An 18,643-nucleotide genomic window follows, 5' to 3' on the forward strand; every position below is an offset into this window, starting at 1 on the left:
GCTGTTTTCAGTTCTTCTCATCTGCATGCGCTGCTTTTGTGATTCGTGCCGGTGCCTTCATGGAGGGTATGGTGACCTGCCAAATAAGCGTAAGGACCGAGATCGCAGCGATGCCCGCCCCGATCGGTGCCAGTGATTGCAGTCCCCAGGCATAAATTGCCACGCCGCCGATACTAGAGCCCGCCAAGACGCCGACATTGAAGGCCGCGATGTTCATGCCTGAAGCGACATCCATAGTCTGCGGCCGGTGGCGCTCGGCCAACATGAGTAGACGAGACTGAAGCGGCGGAATGGCTCCATAGGTAGTGAAACCGAGCAACGCCACCAGCCAGATCATAGCGACATACTGATGCAGCGAAAAGGCGATTAACCCGAGCGATAGCATTATGCCAAAAAGTAGAATGGCCGATGCGCGATCCATCCCCTGACTGTCGGTAAGCCGTCCACCCATCACGTTACCGAGCGCTGCGCCAAAACCGTAGGCAAGTAAAGTCAAACTGACGATCTCTACGCTCACGCCAGTTATCTGAAGCAAGATCGGTGAGATGAAGACGTAGAGAGCAAAGGAGCCTGTATAGGAAAGCATTGGGATGCTTGCACCTGCCAGAAGCTTACGGTCAAACAAAACACCGAGATCACGCCAACCTGCCCCCCTCGTGGTGGTCTCGCCTGAACCGGCGGGCATCAGTGTAGCGATGCCTAAACTGCCGATCAGTCCGCAGGCAGCAATAACGATGAAGATTATTTGCCAATGTAGGGTGCTGCCCAGCCAAGTTCCAACTGGCACCCCAAGTGACATCGCGACTGTTAAGCCGCCGAAGACCAACGCCAGTGCCATACCGGCGCGCGGAGGTGCAACAAGATGGGTGGCGACCCTCGAAGCCACCGCGAAGAATACACCGTGGGCTAGCCCCGATAGAAAGCGGGCGCACAGCAGCAAAGTCAAACTTTCGGAAAAACCAGCAAGTAGATTACCGGCACTGAATGCCAACATGGCGACAAGGATCAGGTGCTTGCGTGACCATTTTGAGGCGAAAGCTGTCAAGATTGGTGCACCGATGACAACACCGGCGGCATAGGTGGTAACTACTAGGCCAATTTCGCTGATATTGACCTTGAAATATACCGCCATGACGGAGCTGAGACCCATGGGGATGAACTCACTGAAGCCGAAAGCAAAGGCACAAAGAGAGAAGATATAGATGATAGGTGGCATGGACCATCCTTTGTTCAAATGATCAGATAGCTGCAAGGCTTTTGAGATCAGGCGGCGCGCTAATTTTGCCGACAGAATGCGCTTTGTGCGCTATCTTAAAAAGGTTCATGATTGGATAATACTTGTGACAATCCTGTATAAATCTGCGTATTTTGGCCCATCATTGGCGGGGAGTTACGGACGAGGGTCGGCACCGAATCTGTCGGATAGTGGGCGGCGGTTCGGCGAACAGGTCATTCCCATGCTGGAAATTCTCCAGGCGCAAACGGGGCCGATAGAAGCGCTGGTGGCCGATACGGGTTACTGCAGCGAAAAGCGAAAAGAATGTGGAGGCCTGCGAAGCGCTGGGGATTACCCCATTCATTGCCGTGGTCAGAGAAGAACACCATCCCGACTGGCGGCAACGGCATACAGAACCGGAAGCCCTCCCGGAAAATGCAACCCGCATGCAGGCCGAAGCGTTTACCGTCTGCGCAAACAAACGGTAGAACCGGTCTTCGGGATTATCAAATCGGTGATGGGATTCCGGCAGTTCTCCTTGCGCGGCCTGCGTCAGGTTCAGGGAGAATGGAGTCTGGTCTGCCTGGCGTGGAACATAAAACGCATGGCCGTATTGCGCCTGTAGGGCAGGAAAATGCAGATAAACCACCAAAAACAAGGTAATAATGACCGAAATCAGCGCAAAATGAGCGATTTCAAAAAAATCGGGGCGAAATCTGGCAGTAGCCTGAGGTTAAAACCGACGGGCTGCTAGGACGATAAAAACTTGAAGCATGGGGTGAATGACGGAACAGGATAAGGCTTCAAAGATCCAGATTGCGACACAGCGGGCTGCCCCCTGCTAAGAGTGATGGCGTTTCGAGTGAGCGGGAAGATCAAGACGGTTATGTTTTGTTGGCAGAAATATGGAGTCTGAGGAGATAGAATGGATTTAATCTGCGCGGTAAAGTTTCTTGAAAATTGCGCCCGCGATGAAAAGATAACCATCTGGACCTTGCAGCATCGAAATGCGGCCAAAGGATTGCAAGACAATGGTAAGCTGCATGCAAAGTCGGAATGTTCCTTCCCCCAAGGCTGCAGTGTCGGCAAGAAAAGCGCTTATCGTTGGATGCAAGGTCAAATGACTAAGCGACTTGAAGGCTATAACAATGAACTTCCTTTGTGGGCTTCGATCGAACGGTTGACGCCCACTGCTCCTGATGACATTCTTATAAAAGCCGAAATTCCACGTAATCGTTTATTAGTTCATTTCTATGATCCGTGGGAAACCATCCTGCAATGCTTTGCAATGATCGAGAGAAATGGTGGGAAATGGCCCACTTCATTCTTGGGTACGCCATACGTCGTGGCACACAACGATGATCAGAATTATGTCAAGGGTAAAAATAACTGTACAAGTGGCTACACAGAAAGCGAATGCCGCATTAGCTGGGAAAAAATTTTTGATCTGTCTCTTATCGACAAACCAGGATTTAAATGGCAAATGTTACATGTAACTTTATCTGGTGTATCGTCAGACGACAACTGGGAATTGATGTCCAAAATGAAAGCTCTCCGCAGTCCGATGCGTTGCCTCAATAGCAGCCAGCGCTGGTGATTGGGCAGTTTTCATCAGGAATCAGCGTCTGGATGGTTCACCCTTGAAAACATCAGAATTTTGCTAATACACAAATTATTTAAATTGTTTAATAATTCATATTCAGCGATATGAGGTGGTGAAAATCTGAGACGATAGATGGCTAACGAATGAAGCTGATTAACAGACGAGGCGTTGCACTTCATTCAAGAGCGCGCCATCAATTGATGTTCTTAGGAATTTTGATAAGATGGTTTATTAAAAGTAAAACCAGAACCAAAAAACAGACGAATAAGGAAATCGCAGCGCAAACATTGACAGACCAAGACATAGAGGTAAGCCTATTGATTGAAAACTGACTCAGTAGTTCTGAGCGGGATAACGCATGGTAGTTGACCTCGTTCTGACTTGCGTAGAACACCGACGAATATCTCTGCCATGTGATATGAAGCAACTCTACCCCCACGCTCGATAGATAAACTCGAATGAAGTTGCTAGCAGCGGACGCGATTGAGCGATTTTCAACATGAACATCAGAAAAAATTAGCAAATTGAAAGGGACAAACATAAAAGACACGGATAATCCCAAGAAAAACATAGGAGACAGGAACGCGCCCACACTATCCATGGGGGAAGCGTGGATAATGAGAAGAAAAAGAAACATAAATAGAAGGCTGCCAAAAGCCAAGTAGGTATGATGAAAATATTTTGATGTGTTATGGTAAATCACCACACCAAAAATATAGCCAACACCACAAGGAACAAGAATTAAACCACTATAAAACCCGTTGTAACCCAAAACGGTGGCGGAAAATAAAGGAACCAATGTAGACCATGCCATATACAAGGACCAAAGGACAGAAAGGCTCATCAACCCAACAGTAAATGATTGGAGTGTGAACAGGTCGAGAGGAATTAAAGGATTTTTTGATTTCTTTTCAATGAATATAAACAAGATCAAAGAAACTAATGAAACCAATAAACAGATTAATATAAACCGTGAAGAGAGCCAGCCATTACGTTCACCCTGACTCATGAAGATAGTTGATGATAATAAAAAAATGTATATAGCACCTAGTCCAGACCAATCAAATTGAGCATTAAATATTTTCTGAGTGGATGGTAGTCGGTCACCGACCATGAAATAACTCAAGGCGAATACTAGAGTGGAAACGTAAAATATCATGCGATAATTCAGGGTTTCAGCGAAATAACCGGCAATCACAGGACCAAAAAAAAATGGTATGAGCATTGCCAAACTCCAGAGCAAAATAGTTCTATGATGATTAGAACTGTTGCTCATGAAGTAGATCTGAGAAAGTGGTACAAGAAGCCCGGCCCCAAAGCCCTCCAGACCACGGGATATCAGCATAATAAAGAGGGAGTTCGTCGCTCCGCTAACTAACGAACCGACAACCAAAATAGCAATGGCAGTTTTGAATGTTTTCGACAACCCAATACGGTCCGCAATATGGGGCATAACCAATATCCCCAAAGCCCAGTGGACCACCAAAAAAGTGAGTGTCCACACTGCATTACTTTGGCTGATTGCTAATGAACCGGCTATGTATGGAAACACACTTTGGACAGAAACGCTAACAAATGATGCCGACGATAGCGCTAGGGCAACCCCTAATAAAGTAACATTTTTTTGTATGTCGATATGTATATGTAGCATATTCGTCTCTGTGCAACCTTTTTGAGAAATTATTTTGCATACAAAATGATAAACAAATGTCTTAGTTGCGATGAATATCTAAAAACACTGGTCCCATTTTAGAATTACGATGTCATCTCATTCCATGAGCTCTATGAAATTTTCTTGTTTTTTGCGAATTCCAGTTGATGTACCCGACTTTGAAAATTGTATTTACTAAAGATGTTTTTGTGCGTGTTCAGTAAATCATCGTGTTGAGTCAGTATCACTGGCTTCCATTGAGTGGGTGTTTCCCTAGACACTTTTCGGTCAGCCTTGCCCACTCAATATGATGAAGAGGCTAAAAATTATAGCCATTATATTCTCTGATATTTAAAACGGGTTATTTTATCCTCAGTAGAAAATAACCACTTTCCCGGTATGATTCCCGTTCGCGAGCAGAGAATATGCCTTAGAAAATGAGGTTTCATTTAACCCATCAAATACCATTGTGGATGTTTGACGGATCTTTCCTGTATCCACGAGGGTGGCCACTTTTTTTAATATATTGTGCTGTTGCTGCAGGTCTGGTGTGGTAAATAATGATCGGGTGAACATAAATTCCCAATGCACCCCGATGCTTTTGCGTTTAAAAGGTACGATATCGAATTGCTGAGGATCATCAATGAGTCCCAGATGCCCTTGCGGTGCCATCAAATCAGGGAGTTGCGGGCCATATGTCTCTGCATGGGTCGTACAAAACACCAAATCTGGTGCAGGCAATGATTGCGCTTGCCACGTTTCGGCCAAGGGCTGATGGTGATCGATAACGACATGTGCCCCCATATCCAGGCACCACTGACGGCTTTCTGGTCGGGAAGCAGTGGCCACTATCTGCAAAGTCGTTAGTTGGGCTGCCAACTGAATCGCCATGGACCCCACGCCACCCGCGCCACCGATGATGAGAAGGTGATGGGTGCTTTCTGGAAGGTGTTTAACCTGCAGTCGATCGAAAAGCATTTCATAGGCGGTCAATGCTGTGAGTGGTATTGCAGCAGCTTCCGCAAAATCCAGACTTTGGGGCTTGAGTGCAACAATACGCTCATCCACCAACTGAAACTCAGCATTACTCCCTGGGCGATGAATTGCACCTGCGTAATAAACGGCATCGCCGGGCTGGAACAGGGTACAGGCTTCACCTATGGCAACGACGACACCGGCAGCGTCAAAGCCGAGAACCCGTTGTTCTCCTGGAGATGGACAAACTCCTGCGCGTATTTTCAGATCAGCGGGATTAACAGAAACGGCTCGCACTTCTACCAGTAAATCGTGGCCGGTTGGTTCAGGTGTTGGCAATTCCACTGTGTGCAGCAAAGTGGAAGAGGATTGTGACAGGTTGGCATCATAGGCTAACGCTTTCATATGGATTCTCCTGCATTGTGAATGTTTTTAGAGTTTATCCCTATGATTTATATTGACAAGTACGCACCTTATTGATATATAGTGACTAAATAGATACTTAGTGTGATTATAGGTACTGGAATGGCACGTAAGCTGAATGACAACTTTCGTTGTGCTCCCGGTTGTTCCGTGGAGGCCACGCTCAGCGTTCTCGATGGTAAATGGAAGGGAGTGATTCTTTTCCATCTCTTGGAGCGCACCATGCGTTTTAACGAAATCAGGCGCTTGCTGCCCAGTATCACACAGCGGATGCTGACTCAGCAGCTAAGGGGACTGGAGGCAGATGGATTGATCATTCGTAAAGTCTATGCGCAGATCCCGCCTAAAGTTGAATATACCCTCAGTGAATACGGATGCACACTGAAACCCATCATTCTGGCAATGCAACAATGGGGTCAGACGTATTTTAGAGGCGACCGAAGCAGGATTGGTGGGGAACAAAAAATGGGGGAAGATACGGCCACACCCTAGCCGGTTATTCTGCGTTATTTTAGCCAATGACAACTGTCAAACACACGGCGCCACACCCTTTCTTGGAAAGGGATCCTCAGTTCACCGAGAGATTGAAAGCATTACCGGGAATATGAATCGGGTCTTGGGCGAGTCCTCTTGACGCCGACTTCCGCTGAAAGCTAACCAATCCCAGGTACAGTTTGACATCCAAGCCTCTATGCTGAGTCTTCTATGACTCTGGCTTAACCAACCACGGCCACCATTTATTTCGCCACAGTTTTCTACAAGAACGCTCTCTGCCAGCAGCCATCTGGTCGCAATATTGGAAAATTACACCCAATATTGTGCTTTCCCAGTATAAAAATAATTCACTATTCTGTTAACTGTGGCATCAATCTTTAAGCTAAAAAAAGCACCGTGAGTGCCGTAACCAACAGGACTACACTCATCAATCGCGTCAGATGCTCCTTCCTCAAGCGGACAGACAGATGTGGGCCTATTCGTGATCCAGCAATCGCCCCTACACTTAATAGGGCGGCAGCAATCCAATCTACATGACCAATAATGGCCTGCACAACGCCTGCAACGCCCGCGTTAAAAATCATCACCATCATGGAGGTCGCGGCCACCATAGCCGCAGGCATTCCCAGAATGAGCAACATACCGGGTACCATGATGGATCCACCGCCAACCCCAACCAAACCGGCAAGGATACCCGCAGGGAAAAAAACCATCGCTGCCAGTGGCAGATTAATCGCATAAGCGACTATCCCTCCCGGATTGTCGATAGATTCTTTGACTCTGATTTTCCCTTTGTAATGTTTTGAAAAAGTTATTCGCAAAGGCCGGTTGGGCCTGAAAAACATATAGCTTGCGACCAATAAAAGATCAACGGCAAAGATTTCCATAAACAGTCCGGTGGAAATATCTCCTGCCAGCATCGCCCCGATTATCGCCCCAGGAACAGAAAAGCCCGCGAGAACGCCACCCAGTTTCCAGTCGATTAAATGATGCCGCGCATATTGGCTGGCACTGATGATGGCTGTCACAAAAACCACGACTATGGAGGTTCCAGCCACCTTTGCAGGGAGAAAAGCCATGCCGAGCAGCAAGAAGGGAACAATAACAAAGCCGCCACCCAATCCAACCATAGAGCCGATCAAGCCCCCCAGAAACCCGGCAGAAAAATATTCAACAGTAGGAAGCAATGTGATGAAGTGCATTGAGGACATATACTCTCCTGGCAAAATTTTCGGAACTTCAGACGCAAGGCAGTCTGGCAAAAAGGGGCGAAACTTGACCCCTATGACACCCAGTGAATATCTGGAGCGATAATGCAGAGAGCACCGATGACAATGAGCAATGTTGCAATGATTTCGACACGACCCAAGCGCTCCTTGAGGACATGATGACCGAAGAGAAACACCAACAGCGTGTCAATCTGTCCCAGCCCCCGAACCAGGGCCACTTGGGTTAGAGCAAAAGCGCTGAACCAAGCCCAGGAACCCAGGGCCGACAATATGCCAACGGACCAAGCTACGCGCCACCCGCCCAGACATTCCCACAACTGGTCCTGTTTTCGCCAGAAAAGATAGCCCCCTTGCAGTATGGTTTGCATGAAATTGGTCACTAAGAGAATCCACAAACCCATGATTAGCGGGGAAAGTCCGGGGTCCAGTTCGCGGCTTGCTGCACGCAGAGCGATGGCACTCAAGGCAAACCCTAAGGCGGCTGCCAAGCCATATCGCGCTGCCGGTTGTCCCAGCCCTCGCCAGAAACCAGAGCTAATGATGCCCCAACCCTTGGTCCCGAGCGCTAGAACACCAGCTAGAGCCAGAAAAATACCAACAAGAGCCAGCGGTTGTAGTTGCGCACCCAGGAATATGGTCGTCAGAATAACCAACTGGGCAGACTCGGTTTTGGCATAGGCTGTGCCGGTCACCAGTCCATGACTATGAAACGAACGGACAAGGAACAGTGTTCCCCATATCTGAGCCAACCCTCCAGCTAGACAGAACAGCCAAAATTCTGGATGACTGTACCGGAAAAGTGCCGGACCCAATTGACCAAGGAGGACCAGGAAGGCTAGAAACTCCAGGGGTATGGCATACAGGAAGCGAGCAAAACTGGCAGCATCGACACTCAGTTGACCTTTTAATTTGGCCTGCAACCCTGTTCGCCATGTCTGCATGAGCGCAGCGAAGATCGTGACAGGAATCCATAGCGGAATATGAAAGAGGCCGATAAGCAAAGAATGGGCTTGCATAGTACTTTAATCTCACAACCATCTGGATATATAATAAAAAAAATTCAGTAAGTTATTGTAATGATTTTGCGAGAGGTGCTCATCCAGAGGGCTGTTTGCCATCGCACAAATACCACGCTAGTCCAGGTAAGCGATGATATCCTGCCGAGAAGACCTGATAACGACGATGATTTAAGCTGCCCATGAGGATTCTCCTGTCTGTTCGAGACGATGGGAGAACTATACGCGACAATTCCCGGCAGATTCTTGCGCATTATGACTGTATTGCGCCGGTTAGCGCATTATTATTGCCGCATTTGCTATATTCAAGATTCGATATTGCACCGCGAAAGCCGCAGAACCCAAAACGCCTCTGGATCGGCATGCTGTGGTCAGAAGGATTGCGAAGGGGTTATCCGCGAGATCGAGGAAGACTCTGCTGGGTGTGTACCAGTTACCAACTTTATTTTTATCCTACACGACAGACTGGATAATGACGGTCAGGCCACTTGCCTAATTACCGTCAGCGGTTGCCTGCATAGCCTTGTTATCGCCAGGGTTCTCACGTAGCTCTTTTGTGTTAAATTGGGCCCTCCTTTTTGTTGCCCGAGACTCCCCCATGCAAATCGATCGACTGGATCATCTGGTCCTGACTGTGCAGGATATGTCTGCAACCATTGCCTTTTACTCGCGAGTGTTAGGCATGCAGTCTGTCACTTTTGGCGAGGGGCGCAACGCCCTGGTTTTTGGGCAGCAGAAAATTAATCTGCATCCGGCAGAATGTCCCATTGCCCCGCATGCGGCCCATCCTGTTCCTGGATCCGCTGATTTGTGCTTCATCGCTCAGGGGGAAGTTCTCGAGTTGCTCGCCCATCTCCAGAACTGTGGTGTTGCCCTTGAAGCGGGTCCCGTGCCCCGCACTGGGGCCGCAGGTCCGATTACTTCGGTCTATTTTCGGGATCCCGATGGGAATCTGCTGGAGGTGTCCATTTATGACTCGGGAATTAAACGATAATGACTGATCGGGCGCGTGTCGCACTGGTCACCGGTGCGAGTTCCGGCATTGGTCTCGCCATTGCACAGCGTTTGACTCAGGCCGGATATCGGGTGGCCCTACATTCCCGCGCTTCCTCAGCTGCAGGCCTTCAAGCAGCAGCGACACTGGCGGGCGCCCATTATTTTCAGGCGGATCTTCTGGACGAGGCCGCACGCCGTGAACTGATCCATCAAGTGATTGCGCACTATGGTCGGCTGGATGTGTTGGTCAATAATGCGGGTGCGTCCAGCGTGATTCCGCATGGTAATTTATTGGCCGCAACCCCGGACATCTGGCATCGCCTCTACGAGCTCCATGTGGTCGCACCCTGGCAGCTTATTGCCCTTGGCGAGCCTTACCTGCGCGCCGCATCGACAGATGAACAACCGGCATCCGTGTTAAACATCAGCTCGCATGCCGGAGTGCGGCCCAAGGGTGCTTCTATTCCTTACGCTGCCAGCAAAGCCGCACTGAATCATGTTACCCGTTTACTGGCTAAAACCCTGGGACCCGATATTCGGGTGAACGCTATTGCTCCAGGATTGGTGGATACGCCGCTGACCGAGAATTGGGGCGATATTCGTGCGCGGTGGATACGTGAAGCGCCTATGCGCCGCAGCGCGAGTCCGAAAGATATTGCCGATGTGGCGTTGATGCTGACCGAATCGACTTATCTAACGGGTGAAGTGATGATGGTCGATGGCGGCATGAATTTGCTATAAGGCATGGCCAAAGGTGGACATGGACATCATCCGCACTCGGTTGAAGGTGGCCGAGGCAATGGCACAATGGACTACCTGAATCGCCTTGGCTACGACATCGAAATCAAGGTGCGGCCGGCGGCTGAGCCAGTCGGACATCTGACGCTCGCCACCGCCTGACCGCCGGGGCAGAGCCTAGCAGCCTGTCGGATTATTCACGTAACCCACTGATTCTATTGCACCTGCCATTTTCTGGGAATTTTTTAAACGCATATTAATCAATGTGTTACGCTACTTCAAAACCGAAAGTCCGACAGGCTGCTAGTCCCCGTCATCCTCGACGAATTGGGCTATGGGAGTCGAGAGGTGCCTTGCTTTTGCAGTGCGAACCAGAAGCGGGTGAATTACCGCACCAGACCGTTCCGCCAGCGGGATACTGGATACCTCCTGCCGGTTTTGATACCCCTTCCAGAAACGGGTAAATCCAGCCGCCGGCACGCGGGTAAGGCAACATCTCATACTCACCTACATCCGTTCAGTGGACGTTATTACCCCATTCCACATTTGCCGCGCTTATGGGTGGCACTGCGCGTAAGGCGCGTTTGACCAGTTGACCACTGGCATCGAGAACGCTGAGCTGATAAAAACCGGCCACCGCTGGTGTCCAGTCCACGCTGCGTAACGCCGGGTTGGATGCGAGCGGACGTCCGTCCAGCAGAAAATGAAAGGGCCGATTTCCGCCAATGATGCGAATGCTGACCGGTTCACCAACTGTCAGATGGCTTCCCGGTGCGGGGGAGGCAATTTCCAAAAGCGTACCCATGGGCTGGCGTTGCAAGGTCAGGGAACGGGTCGTCGGATGGATATCAATCGGCTGCCCCGGCAGAATGCTGAAAACCTTGGCGAGGATGGGGATGGCGGCGAGCGCTGTTTCACCGGGCAGGGCGGCGCCATTGGGTTGGCCAATCCAGACTGCTGCGGCGTAGCGGTGATTATATCCAATGGCCCAGTCGTCGCGATTTCCGGCGCTGGTACCGGTTTTCCAGGCAATGCCACCAGGACCACCAAAAGGGAAGGGACGATTGAGGATGGCGGTAACATCTTCCGCTGCATAAGGAGATAACAGACGGCGTGCGCGGCGATGTTGACCGGCAATCAGGTGCAAGCGTTCGACGACACCATCGTTAGCCAGTCCTGTGTATAGTGCCAGTAAGCGGCGCATGGAAATCCCGGCACCACCCAGGGCCAGAGGCAGGGCGGGATCCGCGCCATAGGGGAGCAACAACGGCGTACCGGCAGCCCGCAGATGTGCCGCAAAGCGCAGGGGGCCGTAGGCTTCGATAAGATCTACGGCCGGCACATTCAGGGAGCGTCGTAATGCGGTAGTTGCGGTGACGACCCCCATATAGCGGTCATTATAATCATTAGGTTCATAAGCGCCGAAATTGCTGGGAAAATCAGCTACATTGGTGCTTGGGCGGATGATTCCGGCTGCAAAGCCGAGGCCATATAAAAAAGGCTTGAGGGCGGAGCCCGGAGACCGAATAGCGCGGGTCATATCGACAAAACCATCGCGCTGGACATTACCCCAATCACCACTATAAATCGCACGGATGCCTTTTGTCTTGAGGCTGACAACCACTATAGCGATGCTCTCCGAGGGGGCCATCTGCTGCAGGGCATGTTGGGCGATGTCGGCCACCGCGCGATCCATGGGCGCATCAATTGTGCTATGCGTCCCGCTGGGTAGTGTCGAGGCTACCTGGGGAGAAAGCAGAGGCATGGGATAGAGCCGTTGCGGCAGCGCAGTTGCCAGAGCACGCTCCAGTGCTGCCTTCGAAATAATGCCCCGGCGTTGTGCTTCGCGCAGAATCTGATTGCGGGTGGCAAGAGCCGCGCGAGGGTGGGTCAATGGATTCAGCCGATTGGGATTGCGCACCATCATGACCAGAAAAGCCGCTTGTGCCGGACCCAAGGTACGTGGAGACTGATTGAACCAGGCATGCGCAGCCGCCTCGATACCCTGAATGTTGCCACCCTCAGGAGCCAGTGACAGCCACATGCCCAGCACCGCAGACTTGGAATAATGTTCATACAGCGAAATAGCCTGCAGGGCCTCCACAATTTTGACGGGCAGGGTGCGTGGTGCCGGATGGAGCATGCGGGTGACCTGCATGGTGAGGGTAGACGCACCGGAAACTACGTGCCCCGCCATGATCATCTGTCCGGCAGCACGGATGATGGCGAAGGGGTCAATACCGGGATCCCAGGCGAAATTCTGGTCCTCAATGGCGATCAGCATCTGGATCAGGACTGGACTGACCCGCTTTGCGGGCGTGGCAAACGCCCATTGCTGTTGGTGATTGAGAAACATACTCAACACGTGGCCGTGGCGGTCGTAAATGATGCGCCCCTCCTGCTTCAGCGTCTGGGTATCGGGCGGCATGAACCAGGCAATGACGGCCACCAGAATGATGCTGAGCAGCAGCCAGTGTCCGCAGCGACGCCACCAGGCGTAGCGGCCCCGAGGCCAGAGGCAGCGTCGGCCCCCGCGCAAAATGCTCGCAAATATTCTGTCCGTCTTGCGCCCACTCATGCGGTGTTCATGAGGCAGGCGGTGCTGTCACGCTGACCTTGCGCCCAGCGCTGCGGGCGAAGATGGAAGGGTGAAACATGTCGCTTAGCGTAACGCCGGGCAGAAGATAATGCCCCGGAGTGACGGCGCGCAACAAAATGGCCGTCTTGAAATCGGGTATCCCGTCGCCGTCGAAAGCCTGACTGTCTTTGGGGGCCATTTTGAAGGCGGCTTCGTAGCGGTCATCGGTAGCCGCAGTGGCTTCCGGAGTGCTGAGGTTTTTGAGCCAGGGCAGCCCATGCACCTTGCCCGCCGAGAGGTCGCCTGCCAGTTCCCAGCCCGGTGGCAGACCCATGTTGAGCAGTGCACGATGGGGTAAATTATCGCTGATGCTCCCTTTCAGAACGACGACGAAGACGGTGTTCTGCGGCAGGGAGTCAGGCTGCAGGGGCTTGCCCGAGAGTGAATAAAAAGCCTGGCTGACAGTCATCCCCTGGTCGGCAGCCGGAGGGGGGCCGCTGGTGATGCCTGTCGTGCTGAGGGCTACTGTCAGGGCTTTGCTGCCAAGATTACGGATGTTGATTGCCTGTCTCAGAGGCAGAACAACGGGTCCAGTCTGCTGGATGGTTCGCTGACCCCATTGCACATGCACTGGTTGATTGTTGCCGCCTAGTACGCCATCGGCGTAAAGCGCCCAGGCGAGTTCCTGGGTCGTCAGACTATCGGGTTCCAGTCCCGCGCCGGGCAGATTCTGCCGTAATTTGACCAGGGCATCGGGCATCAGTCCGGTCTGGGCAATGATTGTCGGTACTGCCCAGGCATCCCGTAAAGGTGAACCGAAGGCCGCATCCCAGTCTGAGCGTCCCCACCACCAGTCGCCGCCAATGGGCCCCTGACTTTTGATGGCTTTTTGCAAGGCCTGCCCGGCCAAATGGCGTTCGCCAATGGTGTTCAATGCCGAGCCCAGTTGTGCCAGGGCCAAGGGCATGGTGAGCTGATCCATGTGTCTTGCCAGCATACGGATGGCTCCTGCTGGCGCTTTCCCAGCCAGACTCAGGTCGTAGACTGCATAAATGCGATCAAATACCGGGTGGCTTTCCTCTTCCACCTCATTACTCAGCCAGTGCAGGGCCTGGTCGATGGTGGGTTGCGGCACCGTTGCACCGGCTTTTTGAGCGCGCAGGAGAAATTCTGTGGCAAAAGCCGTGAGCCAGGGCTGGGCGTCACCATTATTGGACCAGAGCCCGAAAGCGCCATCATAACGCTGATCATTGAGGACCTGATTCACGTAATCCTGAAGCTTGGCGGCTTGTTCCGGGGTGATGAGCGGAGGTTTCAGAATGGTCAGCGGTAAACCCTGGCTGGCGGCATTGAGCAGTGAGTGACAATGCCAACCCTGATACAGCGCCTGCACGTAGGCTTTGGGGTTGAAGGGCAGGGTGTTGCCCAATGTTACTGCAGTGGTGCTGGAGCCGGGAATGAAGCCTTGCAGATCCGGCTTGAGGAGATGCTGGCTTCCGGCTGCCAGGGTCAGCCTATGGTTTTTGGAAACCGGGGGCTGGGTAGAATGCACAACCATATCCCAATGGCGGATGAGTTGGTATCCACCTGGTCCGGTAATACGTAGGGTCAGATGAGCGGTCCCTTCTCCCGTGCCGGTCAGGGTAACCGGCAAGAGATGCATGGCCTGCACTTTCAAAAAGGTTTTGTGCTGACCATTATTCCCGACCTGAATGGGTCCGGTAGCGGTGACTACACTTTGATAGTTGCCTGCGGGCAGCTTCAGGTTCTGCAGCATGAGCGTGGCCTCGGCGTTATCACCGGGGGACAAAAAGCGGGGCAGCAGCAAATTGGCGATGAGCCGGTTGCGGACGATAATGTCGGCATTGCCAGCACCCACTGCATCTCCCTGCCAGGTCACGGCCATGAGATGTAATGCGCCATTGAACTCCGGAACATCAATGGGAAGTTCCGCAACCCCGGCACTGTTGGCCTGCACCGGACCGGCAAATAGTGCCACCACCTTCTGGGGAATGGGACGCACGGCCGGGCCGAAGTTGGCTCCGGCCCCATTTTGCAGGAGTGCCTCATAGCCGGTAGGTCGCGCCAGTAACGCAGCGTAGTTGTCTGCTACGCTGATATCCAGCCGCCGTTTCCCGAAAAAATGATGCAGCGGATTCGGGTTGGGAAACTGGGTAAGGTTGAGAATCCCCTGATCGACAGCCGCCAGCGTCACGTAGGCACCGGGTCGGGTTTTAACAGGAATCCGGATGATTTGCCGGGGGCGATAAACAGGTTGCACATCAAAATGAACAGGGATGGCGCGCTCGCCAGGCTTGAGACCCAGCCAGGTCAGGCCGATGGCGCGTTCTGGCGCCTCGCTGGCACTGGCTGGCCGAAACACATCGACCAGCGCATAAGCACCCGCTCCCCAGCTTTTTTCCACCGGAATATGCAGGGTGATGCCGCCCTTGGGTAAATTGAAATTTTTCAGAGACAGGATTTTGTCGTTGGCGAGCACCAGCACGGCCGGGCCGCCAAAGGGAGCATCAATATGGATATCTGCCGTGCTGCCTGCCGCATATTCTGCCGTGTTACTGCGTACTGAAACCCGTTGGGGTACACCCGGATTGGCACTGGTCTGCCAGCCGGAGTAAAAAATCGCGGAACTGGCTGCCAGCCCACCGCGCGCCTCAATGACCCGCAGTCGGTAACGACCATAATCCAGCACCGGCAATTGCAGGGTATAGGCATGACCGGCGGGTAAGCTGATATTTTTCTTCAGTACAGGATGGTCAACGTAGCTATATCCCCAACTGGCTACGCCGTGTTGCATGAAAATGTTCCATTGCGAAGACTGTCGGACTACTTCGATTTGTACGGGCATGGCGCTGGGCTTGCCGTCTGGTGCCAAAGCCACAATATGAAACTCCGGTATTTTCCCTGCGGCTACCGTGTCATTTTTAAAGGCATTTTCGATGCCAATAAGGGGATGGTCTGGGGTTACCGGCAAAACGATTTCGCCGCTTACCGGACGGCCAGAAGGCTCATTGATGGATACCGCGACATGGGCTTCCAGAAAACGCGTGCTATCAGGTAGTTGCTTTAAGTTGATGGATACTTGTGTCTGGCCTTCAGCATCGGTGTCCGGCAGTGTCGGCTCCTGGACCGGGGCGGTAAATATTTCGCCATGTAGTCCGAACTGATAGTTCTGCCATTGCGGATAGGGCGTAGGACCACTGCTCAGGCTGATCCGCGCCGTTCCCGACAAATGCGCACCCGGAGCGCCGTAAAGATAACGTGCCTCTACCGGCCACTGCAGGGCCTGTCCGGCCGGAATGGGCTTGGCTGTTCCCAGTTTGACAGCCAGAGTTGGCGGTACAAAGGCAGATACGGTAAAGCTTTCCTGCGCCAGGGCAGGCTCCTTGAGACCGGTCGCCAGACTCACACTCCAGTTGCCATCCTGAGCGGCCAGGGGTAGTTTGACGGGTACGGCAATGGCATCATCGTCAGACAATTTTGGAACCGTATCCAGAAATACCTGCCCACCGGGCCGCCGCACAATGAGATGTAGAGGCAAATTCAGCGGTTGACCTGCGGCGCTGCGATAAATGGCCGCCACATGGACTGTCTCGCCAGGGCGATAAATGCCCCGGTCCAGCCACAGGAATGGACTGACCGGTTGCAGTGCCGGGCGTCCGGAAATGCCGCGCCCGGACAAATTCAGCGGCGAGTTTTCGAGATTGAACAAGGTAAATTCATTATCCGGCCCATAAATGTGCAGGGCAGCCGGGCTTTGCCCACCACTGCCCTGGAGAATGGGTTTGGGGAAAAAGGCAATGCCATCGGCGTTGGTCTGGACGGTCTGGAGGATATCATTGTCCTGGGCAATGAGTTTCACACTGACGCCACTCCAGGGGCTGGCATCCGTATAATGGCGGATCTGCACATATAATCCATTGCGGCCCTGCCAGACGGTAGGTGCCAGATTGGTGCGCAATACCAGTTGCACGCTGTTCAGGCCGCCGTTAGGGTTGGGCGTACCATCTCCCGGACTGATCTCAATGGCATAGAGCCCGGGTTTCTGCAGGATTTTGGGCAGTGGCAATATACTGTGCATCAAACGGTTGGCGCTGAAATGCGGAATATCCGCGCTGCCTTGCCAAATCGTCAGGCTGTTCTGGTTGTTCAGGGTGGATTCGCTCTCGTCCTGGTTCAGCAGTGGGTGGTTGGCCACAAAAGCCAGCAAGGCACGTTCTGGTACCCGATTGATTTTCAGTTTAACTCTGGAAATATTGATACTGGAAAAACCTACGGCGGGGGACAGTGATGCCGGGATAATGAAGCGCCCGGTATCGGTGATGATGCTGGGAGAACGGTTGGGCAGGGTCAATGTGACTGTTTGTGCCTTGGCCAGAACAGCGCCGGCAATGGCGGGCAGACCCGCACGGATATGCATCTGGGTACTGCTGCCAGCGGGCAGGCCGCTGATGCAGATGCCGCCATTTTCGCGAACCACGGCGACATGCGCCTGGGCAGGCGAAAAAGTCACCCAGTTGCTGGCATGAAAATCCGGGGCCTCGGAGAGTGGTGCCGTAAACTGGACGCAGGTACGGGTGGGGAACTGGTTGGTATCGGGTGTGATTTTCTGAACCTTGAAACCGTAGTGCATTACGGTTTTTTTCAGATCGACAGCCACTTGCGCATTGCCGGGATAAGCGCGATACATGGCCTCGAGCAGATGGATTTCACCGAGATGATCGTCCTCTGCAGCCAGTGCTTTCTGCAGAAGCTGCAAAGTCGGAAGCAGGAGAGTGACATGCGGTTTCTGGCTGTAGATATTACGATCATAAGCCAGATAGGCAGCATATTTAGTCTCTTTTGCAGAGCTCCGATCCCGCTTTTGCAGGGCATTGGCCAGATGCCACCAGATTCGCGGGTCGGAACTGTCTCCGAGGGCAATACGTTTTTGGTAGTCGGTGACGGCTGCAGACCAGTCTTCTGCCGAATAGGCCTGATTGGCCCTGCTGAGCGCGTCGCCGCGCTGTTTTTGTTTCCAGCTTTCATATTGCTTCTGCAGGGTTGCAGCCTGAACCGTATTTCCGGATTGCAGGGCATTATGAATGGCTATTTCCTTATCCTGACAATTTTTGCGAAAACTCTGGCCCAGAGCCGAATACTCCAGTGTGCTGGCATAGTTTTCTGCGTCATTTCCCAGACCGGGCAGAACATGGGACAAATGGATGACCGGGACGGTAGTAGTGCTTGGTGCGGGGCTGGTCGATGCAGTAGTAATCGAGGTGCCCAAAGCCCCGGAGTGATCTGGAGCTGCGGATGGGGATGATCTCCCGGTGTCATTTGTGGATTTGGATAAGTGGCTGTTATTGGTCTTGGCCGAATGGGCTGTTGTGCCTTGTCTGGTGCTGAAAGACCATGCCGCAAATGCGATGAGTGCCAGCAGTAATGTGATGACTATCCATAGGGTTCGGGAACTGATTTTATGTTGCGTCATATATTTTCTCTGTATAATCGGCCTGATAGATCATTGGTATGTGTAACTAACTGCCAGAAAAAGACAAAATCAGCGGTTATTGATAATTTCGAATAATAGTTTAAACGTGTTCGGATAACAATGTGGAAAGGATAGATAATTTCAGAAAAAGTAATGCGTGATATACTGTTTGCAGTAGATTTTCGTTTCGGCCTGTTTAATTGTTGCGATGTCGTTGTTTTGTTTATTACTG

Annotated in this window: 12 protein-coding genes; 5 read left to right on the forward strand and 7 right to left on the reverse strand. The window is 52.2% G+C overall.

The window, feature by feature from the left end; all coding sequences use genetic code 11:
- Positions 1–7: 7 nt before the first annotated feature.
- Positions 8–1,216 (reverse strand): MFS transporter, encoded by a 1,209-nt coding sequence (locus H7F11_RS07150; protein ID WP_193650305.1) that lies wholly within the window; start codon positions 1,214–1,216, stop codon positions 8–10.
- A gap of 241 nt (positions 1,217–1,457) precedes the next feature.
- Between H7F11_RS07150 and H7F11_RS07155 the strand changes: the two genes are divergently transcribed.
- On the forward strand, positions 1,458–1,841 hold the full coding sequence (locus H7F11_RS07155; protein WP_227485339.1) for a transposase: 384 nt from the start codon (positions 1,458–1,460) through the stop codon (positions 1,839–1,841).
- 300 nt (positions 1,842–2,141) lie between these two features.
- Positions 2,142–2,813 (forward strand): DUF3841 domain-containing protein, encoded by a 672-nt coding sequence (locus H7F11_RS07160; protein ID WP_193650306.1) that lies wholly within the window; start codon positions 2,142–2,144, stop codon positions 2,811–2,813.
- A gap of 199 nt (positions 2,814–3,012) precedes the next feature.
- On the opposite strand, the gene H7F11_RS07165 is transcribed toward H7F11_RS07160, so the two are convergent.
- Both H7F11_RS07165 and H7F11_RS07170 read right to left on the reverse strand, forming a co-directional pair.
- Positions 3,013–4,470 carry an MFS transporter gene (locus tag H7F11_RS07165; protein WP_193650307.1) on the reverse strand — a complete coding sequence of 486 codons (1,458 nt, stop codon included), beginning with the start codon at positions 4,468–4,470 and terminating at the stop codon, positions 3,013–3,015.
- Positions 4,471–4,842: 372 nt separating this feature from the next.
- Positions 4,843–5,850, reverse strand: coding sequence for a zinc-binding alcohol dehydrogenase family protein (locus tag H7F11_RS07170; RefSeq protein ID WP_193650308.1), 1,008 nt, complete (start codon positions 5,848–5,850; stop codon positions 4,843–4,845).
- Positions 5,851–5,970: 120 nt separating this feature from the next.
- Between H7F11_RS07170 and H7F11_RS07175 the strand changes: the two genes are divergently transcribed.
- A complete protein-coding gene (locus H7F11_RS07175) occupies positions 5,971–6,360 on the forward strand; it encodes a winged helix-turn-helix transcriptional regulator (protein ID WP_075324089.1) in 390 nt (129 codons plus the stop codon).
- A gap of 380 nt (positions 6,361–6,740) precedes the next feature.
- Here H7F11_RS07175 and H7F11_RS07180 read toward each other — a convergent pair whose 3' ends face one another.
- Both H7F11_RS07180 and H7F11_RS07185 read right to left on the reverse strand, forming a co-directional pair.
- Positions 6,741–7,565 (reverse strand): sulfite exporter TauE/SafE family protein, encoded by an 825-nt coding sequence (locus tag H7F11_RS07180; protein WP_193650309.1) that lies wholly within the window; start codon positions 7,563–7,565, stop codon positions 6,741–6,743.
- Positions 7,566–7,645: 80 nt separating this feature from the next.
- Positions 7,646–8,608, reverse strand: a complete 963-nt coding sequence (locus H7F11_RS07185; protein WP_193650310.1) for an EamA family transporter — start codon at positions 8,606–8,608, stop codon at positions 7,646–7,648.
- A gap of 598 nt (positions 8,609–9,206) precedes the next feature.
- Between H7F11_RS07185 and H7F11_RS07190 the strand changes: the two genes are divergently transcribed.
- Both H7F11_RS07190 and H7F11_RS07195 read left to right on the forward strand, forming a co-directional pair.
- Complete coding sequence (locus H7F11_RS07190) at positions 9,207–9,602, forward strand: VOC family protein (RefSeq protein ID WP_193650311.1); 396 nt, start codon at positions 9,207–9,209, stop codon at positions 9,600–9,602.
- The gene (locus tag H7F11_RS07195) at positions 9,602–10,345 is read left to right on the forward strand and encodes an SDR family NAD(P)-dependent oxidoreductase (protein WP_193650312.1); all 744 of its coding nucleotides are present in this window, start codon (positions 9,602–9,604) and stop codon (positions 10,343–10,345) included. Before H7F11_RS07190 ends, H7F11_RS07195 begins: the two co-directional genes overlap by 1 nt.
- 514 nt (positions 10,346–10,859) lie before the next feature.
- Here the strand turns inward: H7F11_RS07195 and H7F11_RS07205 are convergent.
- Together H7F11_RS07205 and H7F11_RS07210 are read right to left on the reverse strand one after the other, a co-directional pair.
- Positions 10,860–12,920: a transglycosylase domain-containing protein gene (locus H7F11_RS07205; RefSeq protein ID WP_193650937.1), complete on the reverse strand. Its 2,061-nt coding sequence runs from the start codon at positions 12,918–12,920 to the stop codon at positions 10,860–10,862.
- A gap of 7 nt (positions 12,921–12,927) precedes the next feature.
- Positions 12,928–18,411, reverse strand: a complete 5,484-nt coding sequence (locus H7F11_RS07210) for an alpha-2-macroglobulin family protein (RefSeq protein ID WP_193650938.1) — start codon at positions 18,409–18,411, stop codon at positions 12,928–12,930.
- Between the last annotated feature and the right edge of the window lie 232 nt (positions 18,412–18,643).

The organism is Acidithiobacillus sp. HP-2 (genome assembly GCF_015100155.1).
Lineage (GTDB): Bacteria > Pseudomonadota > Gammaproteobacteria > Acidithiobacillales > Acidithiobacillaceae > Acidithiobacillus.